The sequence below is a fragment of the Paenibacillus rhizoplanae genome, from assembly GCF_042684125.1.
GTDB classification, from domain to species: Bacteria; Bacillota; Bacilli; order Paenibacillales; family Paenibacillaceae; genus Paenibacillus_AQ; species Paenibacillus_AQ rhizoplanae.
In genome coordinates this window covers 61,011-81,643 of the sequence record NZ_JBHUKY010000032.1, presented here as the reverse complement: position 1 = coordinate 81,643, position 20,633 = coordinate 61,011, and the positions used below count along the sequence as shown (strand labels likewise).

Sequence of the window (20,633 nt, the reverse complement as noted above, 5' to 3'; positions counted from 1 at the left end):
AAAATTATGAAACAGGAAATTGCCTGCCGGACACATTTTCCACAAATTCAGTGGTTTGAAGTCAGCTTAGATTACACTGAATTCTCCGGTTCATGGCAGTTATTAAGCCTTTGGGAACAATGCTCTAATCTCCTTACAGCGCCGCCAAAAGAGACTATACTCCTCGTATAACAGGTAAGCTACTCTTATAGAATCCAGGGGGAAACCGCGATGAATATGCGTCTGAAGGTACTTAAGAAGCATCTGCTCTTCTGCTGCAGTGAGCACTGCAATAACCAGGACGTAGAGGATGTCATGCAGGAATTCAAGGAGCAATTGGTGGAGCAAGGGATCAACAAAACGGTCAAAATCAACAAAACCAGCTGTCTCGGCCTATGCGGCAACGGCCCTTTTGTCATCGTGTATCCGGACGGGGTCTGGTATTACAATGTAACGACGGAGGATGCGGCCCGTATCGTGGAGGAGCATTTAGTGAACGGTCAGCCCGTAGAAGAGCTGGTTATGCTCAAAATAGAAGCCTGATTCCCAGCAGCCCCAGCCAGCCAGCCTTCAGCCTCATACTCCTAGTCCCTCCCCTTCCCGGGCTGGGACTATTTGCGGTTGTCCGGTCATCCTCCTTCTGAGGTATACTAGAGATATATGTTCATTAGGAGTGCCATCATCCTTCAGGAAGTGAGGCTGTAAGCATGACTGTATTCAAATATAACGCCCATCGCCCCCACCGGGCCAATCCTGACCTGTATCTGCATTACTGGGGCCAGGAGCAGTGCGCCCCCGGTCATTCGTTCGGACCCGGGGTGCGAAGCCTGTACAAAATCCACTTCATACACGCCGGAACCGGCAAGGTAACCGTCGGTGAAGCCACACATACACTGGGCGCAGGGCAGGCCTTCCTCACTTATCCGCATGTGGTAACGCATTATGCTGCAGATCAAGATGACCCTTGGCTGTATTCCTGGATTGCTTTTACCGGGGAGGAGGCGGGTTATCTGCTGGCACGGACTTCACTGACCCCGGAGCAGCCGGTGTTCCCGATGGACCCGGTGCTGATGCCCTCTCTGTCTGCCAGGTTATCTGAAACGGGGAGCAGCAGGGATCTGCTGGATCTGCCGCTGAAGGTGATGCTCTATGAGTTTTTCTCCCTGCTGCTGCGCACGGTCCCGGCTGCCGACAGCCCGGCTCCGCGCAGCAGAAGTGTCTATGTCGAGCAGTGCCTGCATTACCTTCAAGCCCACTACGCCGAGAATGTGACGATGGAGAGCCTGTCCGCTTCCCTGAAGCTGGACCGCAAATATATGTCGGCGCTGTTCAAGCGGACGGTCGGCTTGCCTCCACAGCAATATTTGCTCCAATTCCGTATGTCCAAGGCCTGCGAGCTGCTGACGGAGACCGGCTGCACCATCGGGGAGATCTCGCAATCCGTGGGGTATCAGGATGCTTTGCTGTTCTCCCGGATGTTCAAGAAGGTGAAGGGCTGCTCGCCCAAAGAGTACCGGCTCCGCCATGCAGATACAGACATTGTGCTATAAAAATCATCCATGCTGACATACGATTGAAAGCGTTTATCCGCTACAATTAGGAAGGTATGAAGTCCCGCACAACTTAAACTTAGGAGGAATCCAATATGTATATCGCCAATCCTGAACGTTATGACACGATGAAATATAACCGCACTGGACGCAGCGGCCTGCTGCTGCCGGCCATCTCCCTCGGGCTGTGGCATAATTTCGGAGGCAATGATGTCTTCGAGAACGGCCGCGCTATGGTCCGCCGTGCCTTCGACCTGGGGATTACCCACTTCGACCTTGCCAATAACTACGGCCCGCCCGCCGGCTCTGCTGAAGAGAGCTTCGGCCAGATACTGAAGAAGGACCTCGCCCCTTACCGCGATGAGCTGATCATCTCCAGCAAAGCAGGGTATTATATGTGGCCTGGCCCTTACGGGGAATGGGGCTCCAAGAAGAATCTGGTGTCCAGTCTGGATCAGAGCCTGAAGCGGCTGGGACTGGATTATGTCGATATCTACTACCACCACCGCCCGGACCCGAATACGCCGCTGGAAGAAACGATGTCCGCCCTCGATCTGCTGGTGCGGCAGGGCAAGGCGCTGTATGTCGGCATCTCGAACTACAGACCTGAAGAGGCGCGCGAAGCGGCGCAGATTCTCCGCCGCCTGGGCACGCCTTGCCTGATTCATCAGCCGAACTACTCGATGATGTCGCGCTGGATCGAGGACGGCCTGCAGGATGTGCTGGAGGAAGAGGGCATCGGCACCATCGCCTTCTCCCCGCTGCAAAAGGGGATTTTGACCGACCGCTACCTGAACGGCATCACGGCCGATTCCCGCGCAGCCGGACCGAGTGTCTTCCTCTCGGAGAAGGAAATCACCGCAGAGGTTATCGCCAAGGTAAGCAAGCTGAACGAAATTGCGGCGGCACGCGGACAAAAGATGTCCCAGCTCGCCTTGTCCTGGGTCCTGCGCGGCGGCAAGGTGACCTCTGCACTGATCGGGGCAAGCAAGATCAGCCAGATCGAGGATGCCGTAGCTTCACTGAATGCGCACGAGCTAAGTGCAGAAGAACTGGAGCAGATTGAGCAGATTCTGCGCGGATAAGCGGGGGCGGATAATACACCTGCTGAACCTGCAGATCACAGAGCACAGATCATGACGGCAATCCTGCCCACCCGCTTATTCGCGCGGTGGTGCAGGATTGTTTTTTTGTGCAGATATCACTAACTAGTAGAGCGTCAGATTTAAAATGGTGGAGTAGAGGCTTAGCGATGTCAGAAGGGCTGAAGGCGTGGAGCTATCTCCCTTAGGTGTGGGTTCGGTCTTATTGGGGTGTTTGGCTCGGCGTTACGGACTGAGACGCGCTTATTTCGAAGGAGAGTCACAACTTGGGCAAGTTGCGGACACCACGACCCTTATTAACTAATATTCCACTCCTAAACGTTCTTTAGAGAGACAATAAGCTCCACTCGGTCCGTTACTCCGCAAAAAGTTCCTTTTTCTTCAAATTAACGGCTTTGTGGTCCGTAAGGAACAGACTCGGTTGTTCTGGTTTCTTTTCACCGAACCCCTGAGATATGTCCTTGCCCACAGATTTAATTGGATCAGTAAGACGACACCGCCTAAACTATTATGTTGGGTTTTCCGCATACATTGGGCCTGATATCTTCGCGCAGGCACATTGTATTCGGTTTTTAGCATACATTGGGCCTGATTACCTTCGCGCAGGCACATTGTATTCGGTTTTTCACATACATTCGGCCCGACATCTTCGCGCAAGCACATTGTATTCGGTTTTCCACATACAATTTCTCGCAATTCTTTTACTTTTTTAAAACTTCAGGTCTCATCAAGCCCAACCACAATTTAAAGACGGATGCTGTACCAGTTGAACCTTGAAGCAGTCCCGTCCGAGTGCTTACGCTGTGCCTGAATGCTATAATGAACTCATTCATACCCATCAATACCCATCACTGCAGTAACGAAAGGACATCCGATGAAGACTAACCGATTGGGATCATCCGATTTAGACGTAAGTGCCATGGGCCTCGGCTGCATGTCACTGGGCACCGCTGAAGCGCAGGCAACCGCCATTATCCACGAAGCGCTGGACCGTGGGATCAACTTCCTGGATACTGCCGACCTCTACGATGAGGGCCGCAATGAGGAGATTGTCGGTCAGGCCATCCGGCACCGCCGCGCTGACGTTATCCTGGCAACCAAGGTGGGCAACCGCAGAATTCCCGGTAAGGAAGGCTGGAGCTGGGATGCCTCCAAGGGCTATATCCGCTCCGCTGTGAAGGAGAGTCTGCGTAGGCTGCAGACCGATTATATTGACCTGTATCAGCTGCACGGAGGAACGCTGGAGGATGATATAGAAGAGACGATTGAAGCCTTCGAGGAGCTGAAGCGCGAAGGGGTTATCCGGCATTATGGCATCTCCTCCATCCGGCCGAATGTAATCCGTGAATATGTACAGCGTTCCGGAATTGTCAGCGTGATGAGCCAGTATAGCATTCTCGACAGACGCCCGGAGGAGAGCATTCTTCCGCTGCTGGGCCGCGCGGGCATCAGCCTGATTGCGCGGGGGCCGCTGGCGAGCGGCATTCTGACCGATCATGGCAGCAGCAAGGCGCAGCGGGCGTATCTGGACTATACGGAGGCTGAGCTCACGGCGCTGCATGAGCAGCTGATGAGCCAGACCACCCTCACCCGGACGCTGACGCAGACTGCACTGCAATATCCGCTGGCTGATCCGGCGGTTGCTGCTATTATCCCTGGGGCCAGCAGCCTGGAGCAGCTGCGGCAGAATATTGCGGCTGCCCGTTCGCAGCCGCTCTCTGCGCTGGAGCTTGAAGCTGTACGGGAGACCAGTAAGGCGGGCCGGTATACCCTGCACGTGTAGAGCGCCGATCGGTAAAGAGGAACACACTAAAGAAGCTGTCCGGAAACTGTAGGCATTACAGTCTCTGTACAGCTTCTTATTTTTTGCTTATCTTCTTATTTTCTACCTATGAGCGCGTTTCCTTGCCTTAACTATCCACGTAATCAATGCAGCCACAATTACAACTGCGGTAATGAGCCAGGTCAGCAGGAACGCCATGCCCAGCCCGATATTGGCATCCAGAGCTTCCCTTCTGCTCTCCAGAATCAGCATCACGGCAAGCGGCGCTCCACTGGCTATCAGGAGAACGGTCATGCTGTAGCGGGCGAAATTCGTCCGCTTCTGAATAGCTGCGTATAAGCACAAGTATGAAGCAATCAATAATACGAAGGATAATACAGCTTCCCATTCCAGTCTAACCATCGTGTCATCACTCCTTCTCCATAGGAACCGGGGATTGCGTTATAGTATAGCGGCTGCAGCAGCCAGATGCAAATGACACTGCCGCTAAAACAGTCTAGCCAAAAAACTGCGTAATATAGACCATCGCCAGCAGCCCAAATATAAACGAATACGTCGAGGGCCGCTCAAATCCGTGGCCGTGACTCTCCGGGATCAGCTCCTTATACACGATGAACAGCATCGCTCCGGCAGCGAACGCCAATCCGTATCCAACCACATTCTGTACATAGCTGGCTGTGAAATATCCGATCACGGCCGATACCATCTCCATGAGACCGGTCAGGGCGGCTATGGTCAGGGCCTTGCGCCGGGTGACGCGGGCATTCATGAGGAAGATTGCCAGAATCAGCCCTTCCGGCATATTCTGCGCGCCGATCGCAATCGCCACCATCGGGCCAAGGCTTGTCTGCTCGCTGGCATAGCTGAAGCCTGTGCTGAGCCCTTCGGGGATGTTATGAATGAATAGCGCAATCATGACGAGCAGCGCTTTGGAATCCAGATTGCTGAGGCCGGGCTTATTCTCCACATCGATATGCGGAATATGGCTCTCGATCAGATCGAGCAGCAATACGCCGGTAATCAGCCCCAGAGTCAGCGCAGTAATGCCCGATTCCTTGATCGCCTGCGGCATCAGCCCGAAGGTGCTTGCAGAGACCATGATCCCGGCAGTGAAGGCCACCAGCACATCCTTCCACAGCTCGGACAGCCGCCTTACGAACAGAATAGGAATAACGCCCAGCACTGTTGCCATTGCAGACAAAAAGCTGCCTAAAAGTGCACCCGCCAAATCTTCAACCCCTTTTGTGGACAGGACTATAGATCAAGCATATGCTCCCGGCAGCTATAAATATGACCAAGCTTTCAGCTTGTGAAAAATAGTCCCAAATACCGTCCCAGCCCTCTGTCTTCAAGCTCTGCCTTCGGGACGAACTGAAGGGCGGCAGAATAGATATGATAATGCTGCTTCGCCGGCTCCGGCCCGTCAAAGGTCAGATACCCCAGATATGCTCCGCTCAACCTGCTGCGCAGCACGGTCCGCACCTGCCCGCCGCTATAATCGGCTTCCCGCCGGATCATCCCCTCTTCAACCGGACCTGTGAAGCTGGGCCAGCCTGTGCCGGAATCGAATTTGTCTGCTGAGCTGAATAGCGGATCACCGCTGATCACATCCGTGTAGAGGCCCTCCTCGAAGTGGTCCCAATACGCATTCTGGTAGGCAGGCTCATCGCCTTTGTTCTGGGTGACCTCATATTGCAGCTCTGTAAGCCGGCCCCGCAGCCGCTTCTTGTCCTCACGGCTGTTCCAGTGCAGCGCTGTGAAGTCGTCACGGCCCGAGCCCTTCTGATATAGCTTATAATCCAGCGGATGGGTCCGGTAATACTGCTGATGCTCTGCTTCCGCCGGATAGAACGGCGCAGCCGGCAGGATGGGTGTCACTATCGGTGCCTTGAAGCGCTTGCTGGCCTTCAGCCTCTCCTTCGACAGCTCCGCCTGCTTCCGCTGCTCTTCATTCTGCACAAAGACCGCCGGAGCGTAAGAATGCCCCCGGTCCATGAACTGCCCGCCGTCATCTGTCGGATCGATCAGCTGCCAATAGATGTCCAGCAGCCGTTCATACGGAAATAGCTCCGGATCATAGACAATCTGCACCGCCTCCCGGTGCCCGGTAGTTTCCGACCCTACCTCTTCATAGGTTGGATTCTCCGTATGCCCGCCCGTATAACCTGACACCACCGAGACGATGCCCGGCAGCTCATCGAACGGCTTGACCATACACCAGAAGCAGCCGCCGGCGAAGGTCGCCAGCTGCAGCGTATCATTCGAAGTCAAACAGACCGCCTCCCTGCAAGCTTTTCCCCTATTATATCTGAATATCCCGTTTCTCCAAAACGGTCAGGGCGATAGTTAGAGACAACAAGATCCAAACTGCTGGAATCCACAACGCGCGCATATAATCCCCCGTCCCCGAGAGCAGGATCAGCTGTGAATTCTCCACATACATCCCCGAGAATTTGAGAATCTGCGTCATTAGAGAATGCTCAGAAACCGCGCGAAGAATCGCAGAGGAGGCGTCCTTGAGATACCCGCTGAGCAGCAGGTTGCCGAAGATGAAGAAGAAAGCGGCCACCACCGCCGAAGCCGGTTTACGGATCAGCATCCCCAGCATCATGACTACAGCACAATAAGCGCCCAGATAGAGTAGGTTAAGTCCCAATGCTGTCATTCCAGCCCACAGATCCTCTGTATATCCGGCATGTCCTATCGGCGCTCCTGTGATCAGCGCTGCCGCAAGATAGAATAGATAGAATAAACCGTAGAACTCCAGCAGCCAGCCCAGAACAGCAAGCAGCTCCAGCACGTATTTACCGGTAAAATATTTCGCCTTACTATGCCCGGCTGCAATAATATTCTGCACCGAGCCATGCTCGAAGCCTTCGGTTGCAAAAAAGCAGGCATGCAGCGGAATAACCAGATAGAACAGGATAGAGAATGAAGCAGCCGTCTTGAGCGGCTCTGCATAACTACCCAGGTCATAACCACCTTTGCTGCCCAGAATTAGAACAAGTGCGAGGCTGGCTAAGGCGAAGACTGCGGTGACGCTTTTAAAGGCCAGATCCTTACGCAAATAATAGATTTCAGCTTGCCAGAGGTTCCTCATCTTCCGCCGCCCCCGATCAAATCCATATAATACTGCTCCAGATTGGGCGCCGTCAGCTGAAAGCCGTCAACCGGGATCTCCCGCTGCACGAGCAGAGACATCAGGCGCTCCAGATCCACCCCGCTGCGGGGAAGCTCGATCTCTCCGGTCTGCTTGACCCGGATATCCCCTTGCCTAAGCTCCTGCCTCAGCATCTCAGCTACGGTTGCTGCCGGAGAAGATGTGGTAATACAGATCATCACCTGCGCAGACTGCTGCAGTTCAGCAGCCGAAATCTCTTGAATCAGCCGGCCTTGATGAATGAAGCCGTATTTACCGGCCAGCAGCTGCAGCTCGCTCAGAATATGGCTGGAGATCAGCAGAGTCACGCCTTGTTCCCGGGACAGTTGCTCCAGAATATGCCTGACCTCCACAATTCCCGCAGGGTCCAGTCCATTCACCGGCTCATCCAGCACCAGGAACTCCGGCCGGTTCAGCAAGGCCACGGCAATTCCCAGCCGCTGGCGCATACCAAGCGAATATTCGCCCGTCTTCTTCGGTCCCGACTCATCCAGACCTACAATCTTCAGCACTTCCGCGCTCCTGCCCTTATCCCTGATTCCGAAGATACGGCAGTAAAAGCCCAGATTCTCCATCGCATTCATATGCGGGTAGAGTGAAGGCCGTTCGATCAGGAAGCCGATACGGCGTCTGGCCGCAATCAGCCTCTCCTTGCTCTGTTCTCCGAACAAGGCCATCCTTCCGGCTGTCGGATGCACCAGACCGCCGATGATTCTCATCAGCGTTGTTTTGCCCGCCCCGTTCTCCCCCACGAAGCCGTACACATCTCCCGCCTCAATTCTCATGCAGAGCTGATCCAGCGCTACCCCTGAAGGGTACTCCTTGGATAAGCCCTGAGCCTCAAATACCGCTGCCGTCAAAGCAAACACTCCTTCTTCCATTCAAATCTGTTGACGGCTTAACGATATCATCCGGTGTCCCTTTCGCTAACGCAAGTGTCATATTCATGCGAGATCATGTCGTTTTTGAGGATGTAAATGTATAATGTAGGGATAAATGCAAAGGTGGAGGAGCTAATGATTCATATTGCTGTGTGTGACGATGAGCCCCGCGTTGCCGGAGAGGCCGAGCGCCTGATTCTGGAAACCGGGGAAAGCCTGAACGAGCACATTGAGATTTCCATATATTATTCGGGAGAAAGCTTCGCCCGGGACCTTCGGGACGGCAGGCAGTTCGATATTATCTTCATGGATATTGAGCTGGGCGGTCTGGACGGCATTGCAGCGGGGCAGCTCCTGAGGGAGGATGACGGCAATGACCCGGTGCAGCTTATCTATATTTCCAGCCATGAAGAATACCATATGCAGCTATTTGACCTGCGTCCGTCAGGGTTCATTAAGAAACCTGTTGCGCCGGAAAGCTTCAAGCAGAAGCTGGCCCAGGCCATACATAAGACCCTCCGTCTCCGGCAGCAGGGCCGGACCAGCTTCCTTCCAGTGCAGCTGAAGAACCAGGAACTAAGGATTCCTTACCGGGAAATTCACTATCTGGAGAGCAGCATCAGACGGATTACACTGGTTACTCAGGATAGGGAACTGCAATATTACGGGAAGCTGGTAGAGGAGGAGCAGAAGCTGGCGGCCAGCCATTTCGTGCGGATTCACCAGTCCTATATCGTAAACTTCTATTCAATCCAGGCCATTAGCGCCAAAAAAATCATCCTCACTACAGGCTGCGAGCTGCCGGTCAGCGGCAAATACAGCCCCGCTGTGCGTAGGGCTTATCTGCGTTTCAGGGGGGAGCTGGTGTGAATTCTGTACTCCTCGATGAAATTATTTATCTCGCTGTACTTCCGCTCCTGGCAGTCATACTGCATCTCTTCTTCAGCCGCTTCTTCACCTGCCGTGTAGAATCGCGGCTGCGGCTGACTGTGCTGTACATTCTGTACATAGGTGTTCAGGCTCTGCTCCATCACAGCTCCCTGCCCGCCCTGCCGCTGATGGCAGGCAATATCGGACTGATCCTGGGCCTGTCCCTGCTTTACCGGGCCAGCACTGCATGGCGGTTATATGCTGTGGTATTTATCTCGGCTCTGATTATCCTCAGCGATGCGGCGGTTCCACTGCCACGTACAGATTTCGGTTACAGGCTCAGCCTGCTGTGTTCAAAGCTGCTGATGTTATTGCTCGTTCTATTGCTGCGCAGGCTGGTGAAAGGCGAGGGCCAGGGCCAGCTGACCGGATGGTTAGGATCTGTTGCCTTTCTCTGTCCTTGTCTTAGCATTGCCGTGTTGTTGCAGCTGTCCGGCAGTCCCTTCTTCCAGCTATATCCGCAGTTATTTCCTGTTGTTCCCGCCTTGCTGCTCGCTATCAATCTCTTGATCTTCCTCCTGATTGACCGCGTGCTGAGCGCGCAGTCTGAACGCAGCCAACGCCTGCTGCTGGAGCAGCAGAACAGCTATTATGTGAACCAGTATCACCGGAACCGGGAATTTCAGCAGGAAGCCCTCCGGTTCCGCCATGATTTCAACCATATTCTCCTAGGCCTGCGTTCCAGAGTCCTCAGCGGAGAAGAAGGTGCCTCTACAGCCGAGCTGGATGCTCTGCTGGGCTGGACCGGACATGCCCAAGCTTACTGCAACACCGGCAACCCGGTCATTGATTCCATTCTGGACTACAAACAACGGGAGGCCGCCGCAGCCGAAATTGATCTGCGCCTGGAGCTGAGCCTTCCGCCCCGGCTCATGCTGAATACCGCTTTAATCAGCGTTATTCTGGGCAATGCTTTTGATAATGCACTGGAAGCAGCCAGCCTGATCCCCAAAGAGCAGGGAGCAGAACGATACATCGCCATACATATGCATTACCTGAATGACAGCTTATTTATACGGATTCTGAATCCTTATTCCGGGTCCGTCCTCCAAGGACCAAACGGCGAGCTGCTAACCACCAAAAGCGATAAGCGTTCCCACGGGATCGGACTGCGGAATATCCGCCAGACGATGGAGCAGGCCGGCGGGCTGTTTCAGTTTACTTACAGCGGCCAGCTGTTTCAGCTGGAGCTGGTACTTTTTCATATTGAGAGAGATGAACGTGGCGGAGGACGGGTGTCCGAGGGGGAATGATGGGGAATGGGCCTACTATTTCAGTTTCTTGCGCTCACGGCGGGTCTTGTGCCTATGGTTGCTGTCCCATAACTCCTTGTGCATTAAGCCTGCGAATACAAGCATGACAAGCGTCAGCACCAGCACATATTCCCGCAGGATATCGGATAAGCTGCCGGACAGGTTCAGCCCGAGAATAATGTTCAGCCTTCCCCACAGCAGATTGAGACACAGAAGCGCTACTGCCCCATAAGTTACCCACACACTGCGGAGGTACAAATTATAGGTGCGCATAGGCCCTCGTCCGATGAAGTATTTGCTGTAACGGATAACATACGCGGTAAAAGCAATCAAGGCTATCATTTCCAGTGTGATCAGGATCAAGTCAATAATGTCCATGCAGATCATCTCCTCTTCTGCCTAAGCCGGTACGGTGCAGATCAATAAGCCTCTCTAGATCATTGGATTCATACGCCTCCTGAATTTGGCCCAGGGTCTCAATTTCCTGTTTGACCCGGCTGGGCTTCAGCTCGTGCTTGCGAAAGATATCGAGGAGCTTCACTTGTTGACGACCTCCTCATCATTAGGTTTTCTCTCTGCGGTTCCTCTCTCAATCAGCAGCTTCACGAGCGTACGGTTATATTCGCTAAGCTGCTTCTCATTCTCCTCATCGCGTTTCTGATAATTCTGTATGACTTTCTCTTTATTCGCAATTTGCTTAACACTCCAGATCAAGGCAGTAGATAACAGAACATTCAGCACGACCGAACCATTGTTATCCACGAAAAGGCCAGTCAATGCACTGAAATCCATCTGTATCCCCCCATTTCCTAATGTAATCGGAACGGATTCACGCCTTTACCCCTGTCCACTTTTTTGGCGCAGTCCGTTGCCGCCACTCTAACAGAATCTCCCTCAAGTTAATCTACACTAGCAATAGCAATTTGGATTGGGTAGAACAGTATATTTTCCGTACATCCGGGGCACAACCTTAGTTTCTCCAGTTGTTATGCGAATCATATTCATATTTTAAAAACCCTTGAAAGGCCTACACACAGGCCCCTCAAGGGTTTCTACACATGGTAACACTTAATGGGTGATCTTCACATTGCCGAACACGGCCTTATTCCCGGCGGCATCCCCCGGATTACTGAGCGCTATTCCGATATATACCTGGCTGTTCATTGGAATCTGCACGGTTCCGACCGTCTGCCAGCTATTCCCGTTAGATGAAATATAACCTTTGAAGGTATTTCCGGTTCTCTTCAGCTTTAGCCATTTAGGAACCGAAGCCGCCGCAGTCTGATCGGTCATAGTGCCCGCAGTCGCTGCCCGGTACTGGAAGGTTGCCCCATTCTCCGGGGTAAGCATCATATCCGCGTGCTTGGAATTCGAACTGAGCGACTCCCGAATCATAACGCCGGCCTTGGCCCAGCCGTCCAGCCCGCTAGTGGACTGCACCTTAACTATAATCTCCGCATTGCCGCTCACGGATTGATAGATATAATTCAGCTGGTCTCCATTTCCCCAAATATCCGTAGTGCTGCTGCTGAGCGTAAATTGCTTCTTGGAAGTATTATAGGTGGCACTCCCCGGCTTGGAGCCGATATTTCTGGCCTTCCAGCCTGCTGGCAGCTGAGCCGGATAGTCCTGTTCTCCCGGGGCCGTCCAGTCAGGGGTCGGCCAGGTTGTACGTTCATTGATTTGGATTAACTCGGATTCAGGCCAGGCCCCATAGGCGAAGAACGACAGGCGCTTCACACCAGGATAATTCTGGCGGATTCCCTGGTAGATCTCCTGATATTGATCATTCGTCCAATCATTATCCAGCGTCGGCACAATGTCTACTGGGCTGCCGCTGATCCGGTCGCTCGTATCCTTCAGGATACCGTAGGAAGTGCTGTACACCCAGTCGCTGTTGAATTCCCAGTCATCAAAATACGCCATCGGGGCGACGAAGTCGATATCATCCTTGAATTTGGCGACATTCTGCCCCACCTCAGTGAATTCCGGCGGCAGAATATACACGCCAAGCTCCACATCCGGATTCGAGGACCCGGTAATGTCCTGCCGGATATCACCTACATACTGGCCGATTTGTTCGGTTCTCCATTCATTCCACTGCCGCCGCTTCGCAGAATCCACATCGAAATTAATAGTGAGCGGAGAATATCCGAACGCTGCCTGATATTTGGCTACCGTATAATTGCTGACATCCATGTTGTAATTATCGAAGCGAATCCAGTCTAACACCACACCGTCCACCGCATAATTCTCAATGACCTCCTGAATGATGGAGCGCTCATACTGCTGCACTTCATGATGTAGCGGATTGACGAAGTATTCGTTGCCGTTCGCGCCTGTGAACGGAGTCTGAACCCCGCCTACCAGCGACTGCATCTGCCATTCATCGTGCGCCAGGAAGGCCTCCTGGTCATGGAACTGTGGAATCCACGCATGAACCTTAATTCCTGCGGCGTGTGCGGCTGTAATTACCTCCTGAAGGGCATCGAAGTTCTCGTAGCCTTGGGCAATCGGAGCGATATCACTCTGATAGAATACCCGCCCGGACGGGACCTCATCATCTTCATCCTGCTTCACGTTCAAGCTGATGACATCCACTCCGTATTGTTCGGACAGCTCGATAAAGTCCTCGACATCCGCTACATTTTTGAACTGGTTAACGGTTCGTACAATGACTTCCGTCTCAAAAGGCGGATTGCTCTCCTCCTCGGCCATAGCCGGAACCGAAGCACCCATTCCAGAGAAAACCAACGCCAAGCTTAACACCGCAGTGAACCTTGCTCTCAGGGTAATTGTCATAGACACGCCTCCATAATAATAGTCTTATTCGGATCACAACAAGAATTATTTCTTCGCGTTAATCTTCTGGACATTCTCCTGCCATCTTTGCGTTTTGAACTCGAGCAGCTTATCCAGCCCGGCTTTTTTGGCGTTCTTTCTAGCCGTTTCCAGCGCGGACAGCACCTCTTCATCCGACTTCGCCTGAACCATCTGGGCAAAAGCCAGGGTATGAATATTCTGAACATTCTGGGCGATGATCCCCATCTCCGTATCGGGAACCGGATCGGTATTCACGAATTCCGTAATATCCAGAGCAGTTTTCCAGGTCACCGTGGACTGCGCTACCGTCTCCCATGATTTCTGGTTGGCGGCAAGCGAAGCCTCCAGGCTCATTTTTGCCGTATCAATAAGAGTCGTGTTGCCCGCCCAGTTGAAATCTTCGAACTTCCGCATCGTTTCCGTACGCTCGTTGGCAGGTGTCGTCTTGTATTTCTCGTTCGGAACCGGGGCGCCGTCTGCATCCTCTTCATCCCAGTACAGACCCTTCGGACCGAAGAACAGTACCTTCTGTCCCTCCGGACCCGTAATCCAGTCATAGTAGGCGAAGATGGCCTCCGGGTTCTTGGCGGAGGTGGTAATGACATTGACGTTCCAGCCCAGTGTCTCGAAGCCGCTGACAAACACCTTATTCTTGTCTATTCCCGCCTTATGCACCGGCCAAATAATCTCATATCCGCTGTCCGGGTTGCCCGCAGTCAGCGCCCGGTGCCCCTCGGCTCCGTACGTAGTGATGTTGGATTCGACCATCACCGCTACCCGGCCGGTATTCACCTTCTCCTTCACCGCATCCTGGACCTGCTGCAGCGCATCCTGGGTAATCAGGCGTTCGCGGAACAGCTTGTTGATATAGAGCATCATGTCCTCAAAAGCAGGATCGTCATAGATCGGGATCAGCCTGTCGCCTTCAGGATAACCCATAAGGGAGATGAATTTGCTGGTGGCATTCTCCTTGAAACCGCCGTACATAATGTCAAGGCCGCCTCCCTTCTCACCGACCTCCAGAGGCACTACATCCGGGTACTTATCGCGCACCAGGAGCAAATATTGATACAGATCCTCGAAGGTCTCAAGCTTCGGTCTGCCGAGTGCGTTATAGATATCTTTATTGACCATATAGCCCCCGTTGCCGAACTGCCCGGAGGTGTACCAGTTGGGGATTTGATAGATTTTGCCGTCCTCAGAGCGGAGCAGGTTCAGGGTGGATTCCTTTACATATTTCTTGAAATTCGGATACTTCTCATAATACTCATCAAGCGCCACGAGCCTTCCTGCCTGCACCAGCCGCTCCACTGTGGCTCCCCGGTCAGTGAAGATCACATCCGGCAGCGCGCCGCTGACAATCATCGTGTTAAGCTTTTCTGCGGCCGCTCCCCCGGATTGCACCGGCTCAACGGTAACCTTACGGTTCTCCTGAATCCATCTCGTCGCCTCATTCTCCCCCCAAGAGGCCGTTGTAAGCCAGTCGTAGTTCCCATAGAAGCTGAAGGTAGTAGGCTTAATGCCCCCATCATCTGTGGCTGCCCCGGCCTCTCCCTCACTTGTGTTCTGCGAAGTGCCGGATTCCCCGCCACTGCTGCAGGCAGTGAGCAGCAGCAAGCCGGTAAGCAGAAGCGATACCCATTTCAACCGAATGCGCATGTTGTCCCCTTCTTTCTACACGATATGAAAGACTGCTATTCTTTCAATGAACCGATCAGTACGCCCTTAACAAAATACTTCTGGAGAAAGGGGTACGTCAAAATAATCGGGATAGTGGCGATCATCATCGTAGCCATAGTCAATGACTTCGTGGTGACCGTGCGATTCCGGTTCATATGATCCAGTGCAATGGCATTCGATGAGCCGATCTCAGTCATAATGTTGGAGTTCATGATCTGCCGCAGCAGAGTCTGTATAGGAAGCAGAGGGTCCTTCGTGATATAGATGGCTCCCGTGAACCAGTCGTTCCAGTAACCCACCGCTGTAAATAATGCAATCGTAGCGAGTACCGGACCGGAGACGGGAATGACAATTTTGAAGAAAATCCCATAGTTGCCGCAGCCGTCGATTTTGGCCGATTCCTCCAGCCCGTCAGGCAGTGCAGCGAAGAAAGTGCGGATTACAATCATGTTGTAGACGCTGATGATACCAGGAATAATCAGTACCCAGAAGGTATCCAGCATATGCAGAGAGCGGATGAGCAGATAAGTGGGGATCAGCCCGCCGCTGAAGAACATCGTAACCATGAAGAATACCATATACTGCTTGCGGTACAGCAAGGTCTTTTTGGACATGCCGTAGGCTAACAAGGCCGTGAAGAAGACAGACAAGGCCGTCCCGCTCAAGGTTCTAAGGACGGTGATCAGGAAAGAGTTCAGCAGGCGGTGATCCTGAAACACAATATAATAATTCTCGAAGGTGTATACTCTCGGCCACAGGGTTACGCCGCCCAGCGCCGTATCGCTCCCCTGATTAAAGGAGATCACAAGCGCATTCCAGAACGGATAGAGCATAATAACAGCCATCAGTGTCAAGAGGATATAGATCGTCCGCTGCATGATTTTGTCGCCCAGGCTTAGTCTCATTGTTCACTCCTCCTATAGATTGTAGGTCTACCAGAGACTAACATCTGCCCGGCGGGCGATTTTGTTGGCTGTCACCAGCAGAATTACACTGATCACCGCTTTGAACAGTCCTACCGCTGTCGCATAAGAGAATCTGGCATTCAATATCCCGACACGGTATACGTAGGTGTCAATGACATCGGAGTATGGCCGCAAGACCGGATTGGTCGCCAGCAGCAAAATGTCCTCAAATCCTGCACTGAGCAGATTACCGATGGCAAGAATCATAAAGATGATAATAATAGAAGCAATACTGGGGAGGGTAATCAGATAGATTTGCTTAAAGCGGCTTGCACCGTCTATAGAGGCTGCCTCATACAAGGCCGGATCAACGCCCGCTATCGCGGCCAGATAGACAATGCTCCCGAATCCGATCTCCTTCCACACATTGACACTCACCAGAATGGACCAGAAGTATTTCGGAATCGCCAGAAAGTTAACCGGTTCTACGATCAGGTCCAGCCGTTCCAGCAAATAATTCAGCGTTCCGTTATCCACAGATAACAGCGAGAATACGAATCCGGATACAATGACCCAAGACAGGAAATACGGCAGATAGCTGACGGTCTGGATGAACCGTTTGAACGCCATATTCCCGATTTCATTCAGCATGAGCGCAAACAGAATAGGGGCCGGGAACGTAATCAGCAGCTTCAGCAAGCTAATCACAATTGTATTTCTCATCACATTCCAGAACTCGGGCGCTTCAAAGAACATTTTGAAGTTCATAAATCCGACCCATGGACTCTTCATCATGCCGCCAAAGATATCATACTGCTGGAAGGCCATAACCACGCCATACATTGGAATGTAGCTGAATATAAGAACAAAGATAATGCCCGGCCAAACCATGGACTGTAAATCTAACTGATCCCTAAACTTATGCCTTACCCTTGGTTTCTCAGCCATCTTCATCCGTCTTCCCCCCGGCGTTAAGTCTAATGAAATAATGGCAAAAACGGTTTGTTGTGCTCCAGCATCTCATCCAGCAGCTGTTCAGCTACGGTGACTGAAGGGACCAGCGGATGATGCACCAGGGCTTGCAGGGCAATGTCCCGGTCTCCGTGAACGGCTGCTTCGATGGTCAGACTCTCATATTGCTTAACCGCCGCCAGCAAACCTCTGACGGATGGTGGAATGCGGCGTAGCGGGACCGGCAGCGGACCTTGCTTGGTCACCAGACAGTTCACCTCGATGGAAGCATCATCCGGCAGGAAATCAATGATTCCGTTATTTCGTACGTTCAGCGTCTGGATATCGCGCGAATCATTATAGATGGACCGCATCAGCAGTACCGCCGCCTCCGAATAATAGGCTCCTCCGCGCTGCTCCAGCTGCTTCGGCTTCTCCTTCAGCTCTACGTTCCGGTACAGCTCGAACAGTTCCTCCTCCACCAGCTTCACCACCTCAGCCCGCGAGCCGGTTGATGCTGCCGCTTCCTTCTGTTCCGCAAGCATGTCGTCTGTCATATAGTAATAGCTCAGATAATAGGAAGGGATCGCCTTCAACCCATTCAGGAACCGGTGGTCCCAGGAATCAAACGGTACATTGCTGGCCTTGTAATTCTGAGGATAGTCAATAAGCTCCTGCAGCTTGCTCTTTCCGTCAATCACGACATCAGATACCCAGTGCAGATGATTGATGCCCACGAACTCGGCGTAGATCTTCTCCGTAGGAAGTCCGAAGAACTCGGAGAGCCACTTTTGAAAACCGATGGGAGAGTTGCACAGCCCTACGCTCTTAACCGAAGAATATTTGTGTACCGCCTCGGTCACCATGCCCGCCGGATTCGTGAAATTCAGCAGCCAGGCTTCTGGGGCCAGCTCCTCCATATCCCTGCAGATATCCAGAATGACCGGGATCGTCCGCAGGCCTTTCATCATCCCACCGGGGCCTGTCGTCTCCTGACCGATCACATTGTACTTCAGCGGAATCAATTCGTCCCATTTCCGCGCTTCCAGCATGCCTACCCGGATCTGTGTGCAGACAAAGTGTGCTCCGGCGATGGCTTCCCTGCGGTTAAGCGTTTCCGTTAATGTTATCGGCAGGCCGGACTCCGCAATCATACGCTTGCTTAGTTCCGTAATCGTATGCAGCTTCTCCCGCCCCTCCTCAATATCCACGAGCCATACTTCGCCGATGGGCAGCTCTTGATGGTGCTTGATAATCCCCTCGATAAGCTCAGGTGTATACGATGACCCGGCTCCGATTACAACCAGCTTCAATGTTTCCTCCATGACAGAACCTTCCTTCACCATTTTCATTTGATTACCTGCTCCAGAGACAGGCGGTCCAGGATTTCATGATTCACATCCATTCCGCTGCTTTCCATCGCCAGAACGACCGAACCAACCACCGGCTCACGGTTTAATATCCTCAAGGTGGCACCCGGCGCCGACTGCTTCACTCTCTGCTCAATGGCGCGCTTGATGATTCCCGAGCGGTCTCCCTTAGTGAGCAGGCTGCCAGCCAGTACAACGTCAAAAGTATCCTTCTCCATCGCCAGTTGGCGGATCGTTGCCGCCGCAGCCAGTCCCAGCTCATCGCCTTGCCTGACCAGTAATCCAGTAGCAACCTCGTCCCCGTCCTCTGCCGCCTGAAACAGCAGCTCGGCAATATCAGCCGGCAATTCCCGGTAATGATCCAGATAGTCCTCCCGCAGCTCCGGAACGCTGGAATAGCCCAGCCGCCGGGTCAAGCGCTCTGTCAGCACCGTCTTGCCCGCTCTTCCATCATGCGCCCGCATGACACTGCGGAATACCTCCATACTTAGATCATAGCCGCCGCCAAAATCACCAAACCGGTAACCGAACCCCCCGCATTGGTGCATAACGCCCAGCGGATTCTTGCCGGCACAGTTCACACCTGAACCGCAAATCAGCACAACTCCATAATTCTCCCCGGTGCCGGAGCGCAGTGCATTCCAGGTATCGCAGGATATCTCCGTCCGGGGAAGGCTGAGACGGCTGATGATCGGCCGCAGAATCCGGAAGTCAGCCTCTCTGTCAGCTCCTGCCATTCCGAACCAGGAATACTCCAGCTGGTCCCTTGTCAACCCTGACGCCATGACCGCTTCCGATACCGCCTGCTGTAAGCTTTCTTCTGCCTGCTCGCAATTCTTTTGGTGATTTCCGTTTCCTCCCCGGCCTACAGCGATAACCTGACCCTGCTCACTTGCAATCATGGCATAGGTTTTGCTGCCCCCAGCATCCACTCCCAAGTAATACTTCACAGATCATTTCACTCCTAATGTTCAGGTTAATCTTACATTTGCTGACGATTCGCGCACGAGAAGCTGAGGAGCGAGCTTCGTTACAGCGGGCGGCATCACCTCCCCATGGATTAATTGCATCAGCAGATCAACCCCGATGCTGCCCATTTGCGCCTCAGGCTGCCTGACCGTCGTGAGCCGCGGGTAGAATTCGCCTGCGAACTGCTGATCATCGAATCCCACGACCGAGAGATCATGGGGGACCCGAATCCCCTCGTCGCGCAGCGCCTGGACTACTCCAAGAGCAATGAAGTCATCTCCGCAAAAAAAGGCTGTCGGCAGCTTATCTTCACGGACCCAGCGTTTGGCGACCTCATACCCCCCGCTTACCGTGAACCCGCAGGAATCTGTGCCGAACGACGTTAGCCCAGCTTCCTCCAGTGCCTGGCTGTACCCCCGCTTACGTTCCGCAACGCTCAGGAATACCGAAGGGCCGCCGATAAAGGCAATCTGCGTGTGTCCAAGATTAATCAAATGCTTGGTTGCCTCATAACCGCCCTGGTAATTATCGACCACGACACTGGGAACATCCTCATGCTGGAACTGGTTATCCAGCAATACAAACGGAATGTTTTTTCTTTTCAGCTCCTCTACAGATGCTTCCTCTTCCAGCGGAGACAACAGGATAATCCCGTCCACACGGTCCTTCTGAAACAGGAAGTTATCCCCTTCATCCTCATTCTCGGCAATGGATAACGCCAAGAAATACCCTTGCTCCGTCAGCTTGCGGTTGACCACACGAATTACGCGGTCATAGAAAGAATCGTTAAAGTTGTTAATCGACATCCCGATGACTCCCGTCTTGCCGCGTACCAGACTCCGCGCTGCGGAATTGGGCTGATAATTCAGCTCCTCCATCGCTTTAAGCACCTTCTGTCTATTGGACTCACGCACAGACGGTGAGTGGTTTAGCACTCTGGATACAGTCACTACCGAGAGCCCCGACTTTTTGGCTACATCATGAATATTCATCTTAGATTACCCGCCTCCTGCACTCCAAAGTTTAAACGATTAAACTTTCAGTGAAAATAAAAAATTCCTTACATATCATGATATATCCTTGTGCTCACTGATAATAGAACATTTAATGTCAGCTTCGTCTCAATACAAACCTTATTAATCTTTACAAAAATTTAAAGGTTTTTACTTTGGGTTAATATTACCACCGTTCTAAATATCCGTCAATCCAAAAGCTGGTGCCGTCCATTTTAAAAGATCGGCAGACCCGGAACCCGGGTCTGCCGAGGATTTATTTCCCATTTTCCACACTTCATCA

Annotated in this window: 21 protein-coding genes; 6 read left to right on the top strand and 15 right to left on the bottom strand. The window is 52.8% G+C overall.

Annotated elements, in window-relative coordinates:
• Window positions 1-210: 210 nt before the first annotated feature.
• The 4 genes from ACFSX3_RS18530 to ACFSX3_RS18515 all read left to right on the top strand — a co-directional run bounded on the left by ACFSX3_RS18530 (window position 211) and on the right by ACFSX3_RS18515 (window position 4,415).
• Entirely contained in the window at window positions 211-522 is a 312-nt protein-coding gene (locus tag ACFSX3_RS18530; protein ID WP_209993320.1) for a (2Fe-2S) ferredoxin domain-containing protein, read from the top strand.
• A 164-nt stretch (window positions 523-686) separates the two neighbouring features.
• Window positions 687-1,529 (top strand): AraC family transcriptional regulator, encoded by an 843-nt coding sequence (locus ACFSX3_RS18525; RefSeq protein ID WP_209993319.1) that lies wholly within the window; start codon window positions 687-689, stop codon window positions 1,527-1,529.
• A 95-nt stretch (window positions 1,530-1,624) separates the two neighbouring features.
• Entirely contained in the window at window positions 1,625-2,614 is a 990-nt protein-coding gene (locus ACFSX3_RS18520; protein ID WP_209993318.1) for an aldo/keto reductase, read from the top strand.
• 892 nt (window positions 2,615-3,506) lie between these two features.
• Window positions 3,507-4,415: an aldo/keto reductase gene (locus ACFSX3_RS18515; protein ID WP_209993317.1), complete on the top strand. Its 909-nt coding sequence runs from the start codon at window positions 3,507-3,509 to the stop codon at window positions 4,413-4,415.
• Between the two features lie 102 nt (window positions 4,416-4,517).
• On the opposite strand, the gene ACFSX3_RS18510 is transcribed toward ACFSX3_RS18515, so the two are convergent.
• The 5 genes from ACFSX3_RS18510 to ACFSX3_RS18490 form a co-directional block, all read right to left on the bottom strand.
• Window positions 4,518-4,817: a hypothetical protein gene (locus ACFSX3_RS18510; RefSeq protein WP_209993316.1), complete on the bottom strand. Its 300-nt coding sequence runs from the start codon at window positions 4,815-4,817 to the stop codon at window positions 4,518-4,520.
• Window positions 4,818-4,911: 94 nt separating this feature from the next.
• Window positions 4,912-5,643 carry a ZIP family metal transporter gene (locus ACFSX3_RS18505; RefSeq protein ID WP_209993315.1) on the bottom strand — a complete coding sequence of 244 codons (732 nt, stop codon included), beginning with the start codon at window positions 5,641-5,643 and terminating at the stop codon, window positions 4,912-4,914.
• Window positions 5,644-5,717: 74 nt separating this feature from the next.
• Window positions 5,718-6,686 (bottom strand): peptide-methionine (S)-S-oxide reductase MsrA, encoded by a 969-nt coding sequence (gene msrA / locus ACFSX3_RS18500; RefSeq protein ID WP_379257712.1) that lies wholly within the window; start codon window positions 6,684-6,686, stop codon window positions 5,718-5,720.
• A 31-nt stretch (window positions 6,687-6,717) separates the two neighbouring features.
• The gene (locus ACFSX3_RS18495; RefSeq protein ID WP_209993314.1) at window positions 6,718-7,515 is read right to left on the bottom strand and encodes an ABC transporter permease; all 798 of its coding nucleotides are present in this window, start codon (window positions 7,513-7,515) and stop codon (window positions 6,718-6,720) included.
• Window positions 7,512-8,435, bottom strand: a complete 924-nt coding sequence (locus ACFSX3_RS18490; RefSeq protein WP_209993313.1) for an ATP-binding cassette domain-containing protein — start codon at window positions 8,433-8,435, stop codon at window positions 7,512-7,514. The genes ACFSX3_RS18495 and ACFSX3_RS18490 overlap by 4 nt, the downstream gene beginning before the upstream one ends.
• A 156-nt stretch (window positions 8,436-8,591) precedes the next feature.
• On the opposite strand from ACFSX3_RS18490, the gene ACFSX3_RS18485 reads away from it, so the two are divergent.
• Together ACFSX3_RS18485 and ACFSX3_RS18480 are read left to right on the top strand one after the other, a co-directional pair.
• Window positions 8,592-9,326: a LytR/AlgR family response regulator transcription factor gene (locus ACFSX3_RS18485; RefSeq protein WP_209993312.1), complete on the top strand. Its 735-nt coding sequence runs from the start codon at window positions 8,592-8,594 to the stop codon at window positions 9,324-9,326.
• Window positions 9,323-10,639 carry an ATP-binding protein gene (locus ACFSX3_RS18480; protein ID WP_209993311.1) on the top strand — a complete coding sequence of 439 codons (1,317 nt, stop codon included), beginning with the start codon at window positions 9,323-9,325 and terminating at the stop codon, window positions 10,637-10,639. Before ACFSX3_RS18485 ends, ACFSX3_RS18480 begins: the two co-directional genes overlap by 4 nt.
• 15 nt (window positions 10,640-10,654) lie before the next feature.
• Here ACFSX3_RS18480 and ACFSX3_RS18475 read toward each other — a convergent pair whose 3' ends face one another.
• The 10 genes from ACFSX3_RS18475 to ACFSX3_RS18430 form a co-directional block, all read right to left on the bottom strand.
• A complete protein-coding gene (locus ACFSX3_RS18475; protein ID WP_209993310.1) occupies window positions 10,655-11,017 on the bottom strand; it encodes a hypothetical protein in 363 nt (120 codons plus the stop codon).
• Entirely contained in the window at window positions 11,004-11,180 is a 177-nt protein-coding gene (locus tag ACFSX3_RS18470; RefSeq protein WP_209993309.1) for a hypothetical protein, read from the bottom strand. Before ACFSX3_RS18470 ends, ACFSX3_RS18475 begins: the two co-directional genes overlap by 14 nt.
• Complete coding sequence (locus ACFSX3_RS18465; RefSeq protein ID WP_036723207.1) at window positions 11,177-11,431, bottom strand: hypothetical protein; 255 nt, start codon at window positions 11,429-11,431, stop codon at window positions 11,177-11,179. The genes ACFSX3_RS18470 and ACFSX3_RS18465 overlap by 4 nt, the downstream gene beginning before the upstream one ends.
• A 276-nt stretch (window positions 11,432-11,707) precedes the next feature.
• Complete coding sequence (locus ACFSX3_RS18460) at window positions 11,708-13,441, bottom strand: family 10 glycosylhydrolase (protein ID WP_209993308.1); 1,734 nt, start codon at window positions 13,439-13,441, stop codon at window positions 11,708-11,710.
• A 45-nt stretch (window positions 13,442-13,486) separates the two neighbouring features.
• A complete protein-coding gene (locus tag ACFSX3_RS18455) occupies window positions 13,487-15,121 on the bottom strand; it encodes an extracellular solute-binding protein (protein ID WP_209993307.1) in 1,635 nt (544 codons plus the stop codon).
• Window positions 15,122-15,156: 35 nt separating this feature from the next.
• On the bottom strand, window positions 15,157-16,047 hold the full coding sequence (locus tag ACFSX3_RS18450) for a carbohydrate ABC transporter permease (RefSeq protein ID WP_209993306.1): 891 nt from the start codon (window positions 16,045-16,047) through the stop codon (window positions 15,157-15,159).
• A 27-nt stretch (window positions 16,048-16,074) separates the two neighbouring features.
• On the bottom strand, window positions 16,075-17,001 hold the full coding sequence (locus ACFSX3_RS18445; RefSeq protein ID WP_209993305.1) for an ABC transporter permease: 927 nt from the start codon (window positions 16,999-17,001) through the stop codon (window positions 16,075-16,077).
• A 23-nt stretch (window positions 17,002-17,024) separates the two neighbouring features.
• Complete coding sequence (locus tag ACFSX3_RS18440) at window positions 17,025-18,323, bottom strand: 6-phospho-beta-glucosidase (RefSeq protein ID WP_209993375.1); 1,299 nt, start codon at window positions 18,321-18,323, stop codon at window positions 17,025-17,027.
• A 23-nt stretch (window positions 18,324-18,346) separates the two neighbouring features.
• Entirely contained in the window at window positions 18,347-19,318 is a 972-nt protein-coding gene (locus tag ACFSX3_RS18435) for an N-acetylglucosamine kinase (protein WP_209993304.1), read from the bottom strand.
• A 21-nt stretch (window positions 19,319-19,339) separates the two neighbouring features.
• The gene (locus tag ACFSX3_RS18430) at window positions 19,340-20,329 is read right to left on the bottom strand and encodes a LacI family DNA-binding transcriptional regulator (RefSeq protein ID WP_173136535.1); all 990 of its coding nucleotides are present in this window, start codon (window positions 20,327-20,329) and stop codon (window positions 19,340-19,342) included.
• Window positions 20,330-20,633: the final 304 nt, after the last annotated feature.

Excerpts from the sequence above, each read along its gene's own strand:
- ACFSX3_RS18485 (WP_209993312.1), top strand. The coding sequence starts at position 8,592 with ATGATTCATATTGCTGTGTGTGACGATGAGCCCCGCGTTGCCGGAGAG.
- ACFSX3_RS18450 (WP_209993306.1), bottom strand. The coding sequence starts at position 16,047 with ATGAGACTAAGCCTGGGCGACAAAATCATGCAGCGGACGATCTATATC.
- ACFSX3_RS18465 (WP_036723207.1), bottom strand. The coding sequence starts at position 11,431 with ATGGATTTCAGTGCATTGACTGGCCTTTTCGTGGATAACAATGGTTCG.
- ACFSX3_RS18510 (WP_209993316.1), bottom strand. The coding sequence starts at position 4,817 with ATGGTTAGACTGGAATGGGAAGCTGTATTATCCTTCGTATTATTGATT.
- ACFSX3_RS18475 (WP_209993310.1), bottom strand. The coding sequence starts at position 11,017 with ATGGACATTATTGACTTGATCCTGATCACACTGGAAATGATAGCCTTG.
- ACFSX3_RS18455 (WP_209993307.1), bottom strand. The coding sequence starts at position 15,121 with ATGCGCATTCGGTTGAAATGGGTATCGCTTCTGCTTACCGGCTTGCTG.
- ACFSX3_RS18460 (WP_209993308.1), bottom strand. The coding sequence starts at position 13,441 with ATGACAATTACCCTGAGAGCAAGGTTCACTGCGGTGTTAAGCTTGGCG.
- ACFSX3_RS18515 (WP_209993317.1), top strand. The coding sequence starts at position 3,507 with ATGAAGACTAACCGATTGGGATCATCCGATTTAGACGTAAGTGCCATG.
- ACFSX3_RS18520 (WP_209993318.1), top strand. The coding sequence starts at position 1,625 with ATGTATATCGCCAATCCTGAACGTTATGACACGATGAAATATAACCGC.
- ACFSX3_RS18495 (WP_209993314.1), bottom strand. The coding sequence starts at position 7,515 with ATGAGGAACCTCTGGCAAGCTGAAATCTATTATTTGCGTAAGGATCTG.
- ACFSX3_RS18430 (WP_173136535.1), bottom strand. The coding sequence starts at position 20,329 with ATGAATATTCATGATGTAGCCAAAAAGTCGGGGCTCTCGGTAGTGACT.
- ACFSX3_RS18440 (WP_209993375.1), bottom strand. The coding sequence starts at position 18,323 with ATGGAGGAAACATTGAAGCTGGTTGTAATCGGAGCCGGGTCATCGTAT.
- ACFSX3_RS18530 (WP_209993320.1), top strand. The coding sequence starts at position 211 with ATGAATATGCGTCTGAAGGTACTTAAGAAGCATCTGCTCTTCTGCTGC.
- ACFSX3_RS18525 (WP_209993319.1), top strand. The coding sequence starts at position 687 with ATGACTGTATTCAAATATAACGCCCATCGCCCCCACCGGGCCAATCCT.
- ACFSX3_RS18445 (WP_209993305.1), bottom strand. The coding sequence starts at position 17,001 with ATGAAGATGGCTGAGAAACCAAGGGTAAGGCATAAGTTTAGGGATCAG.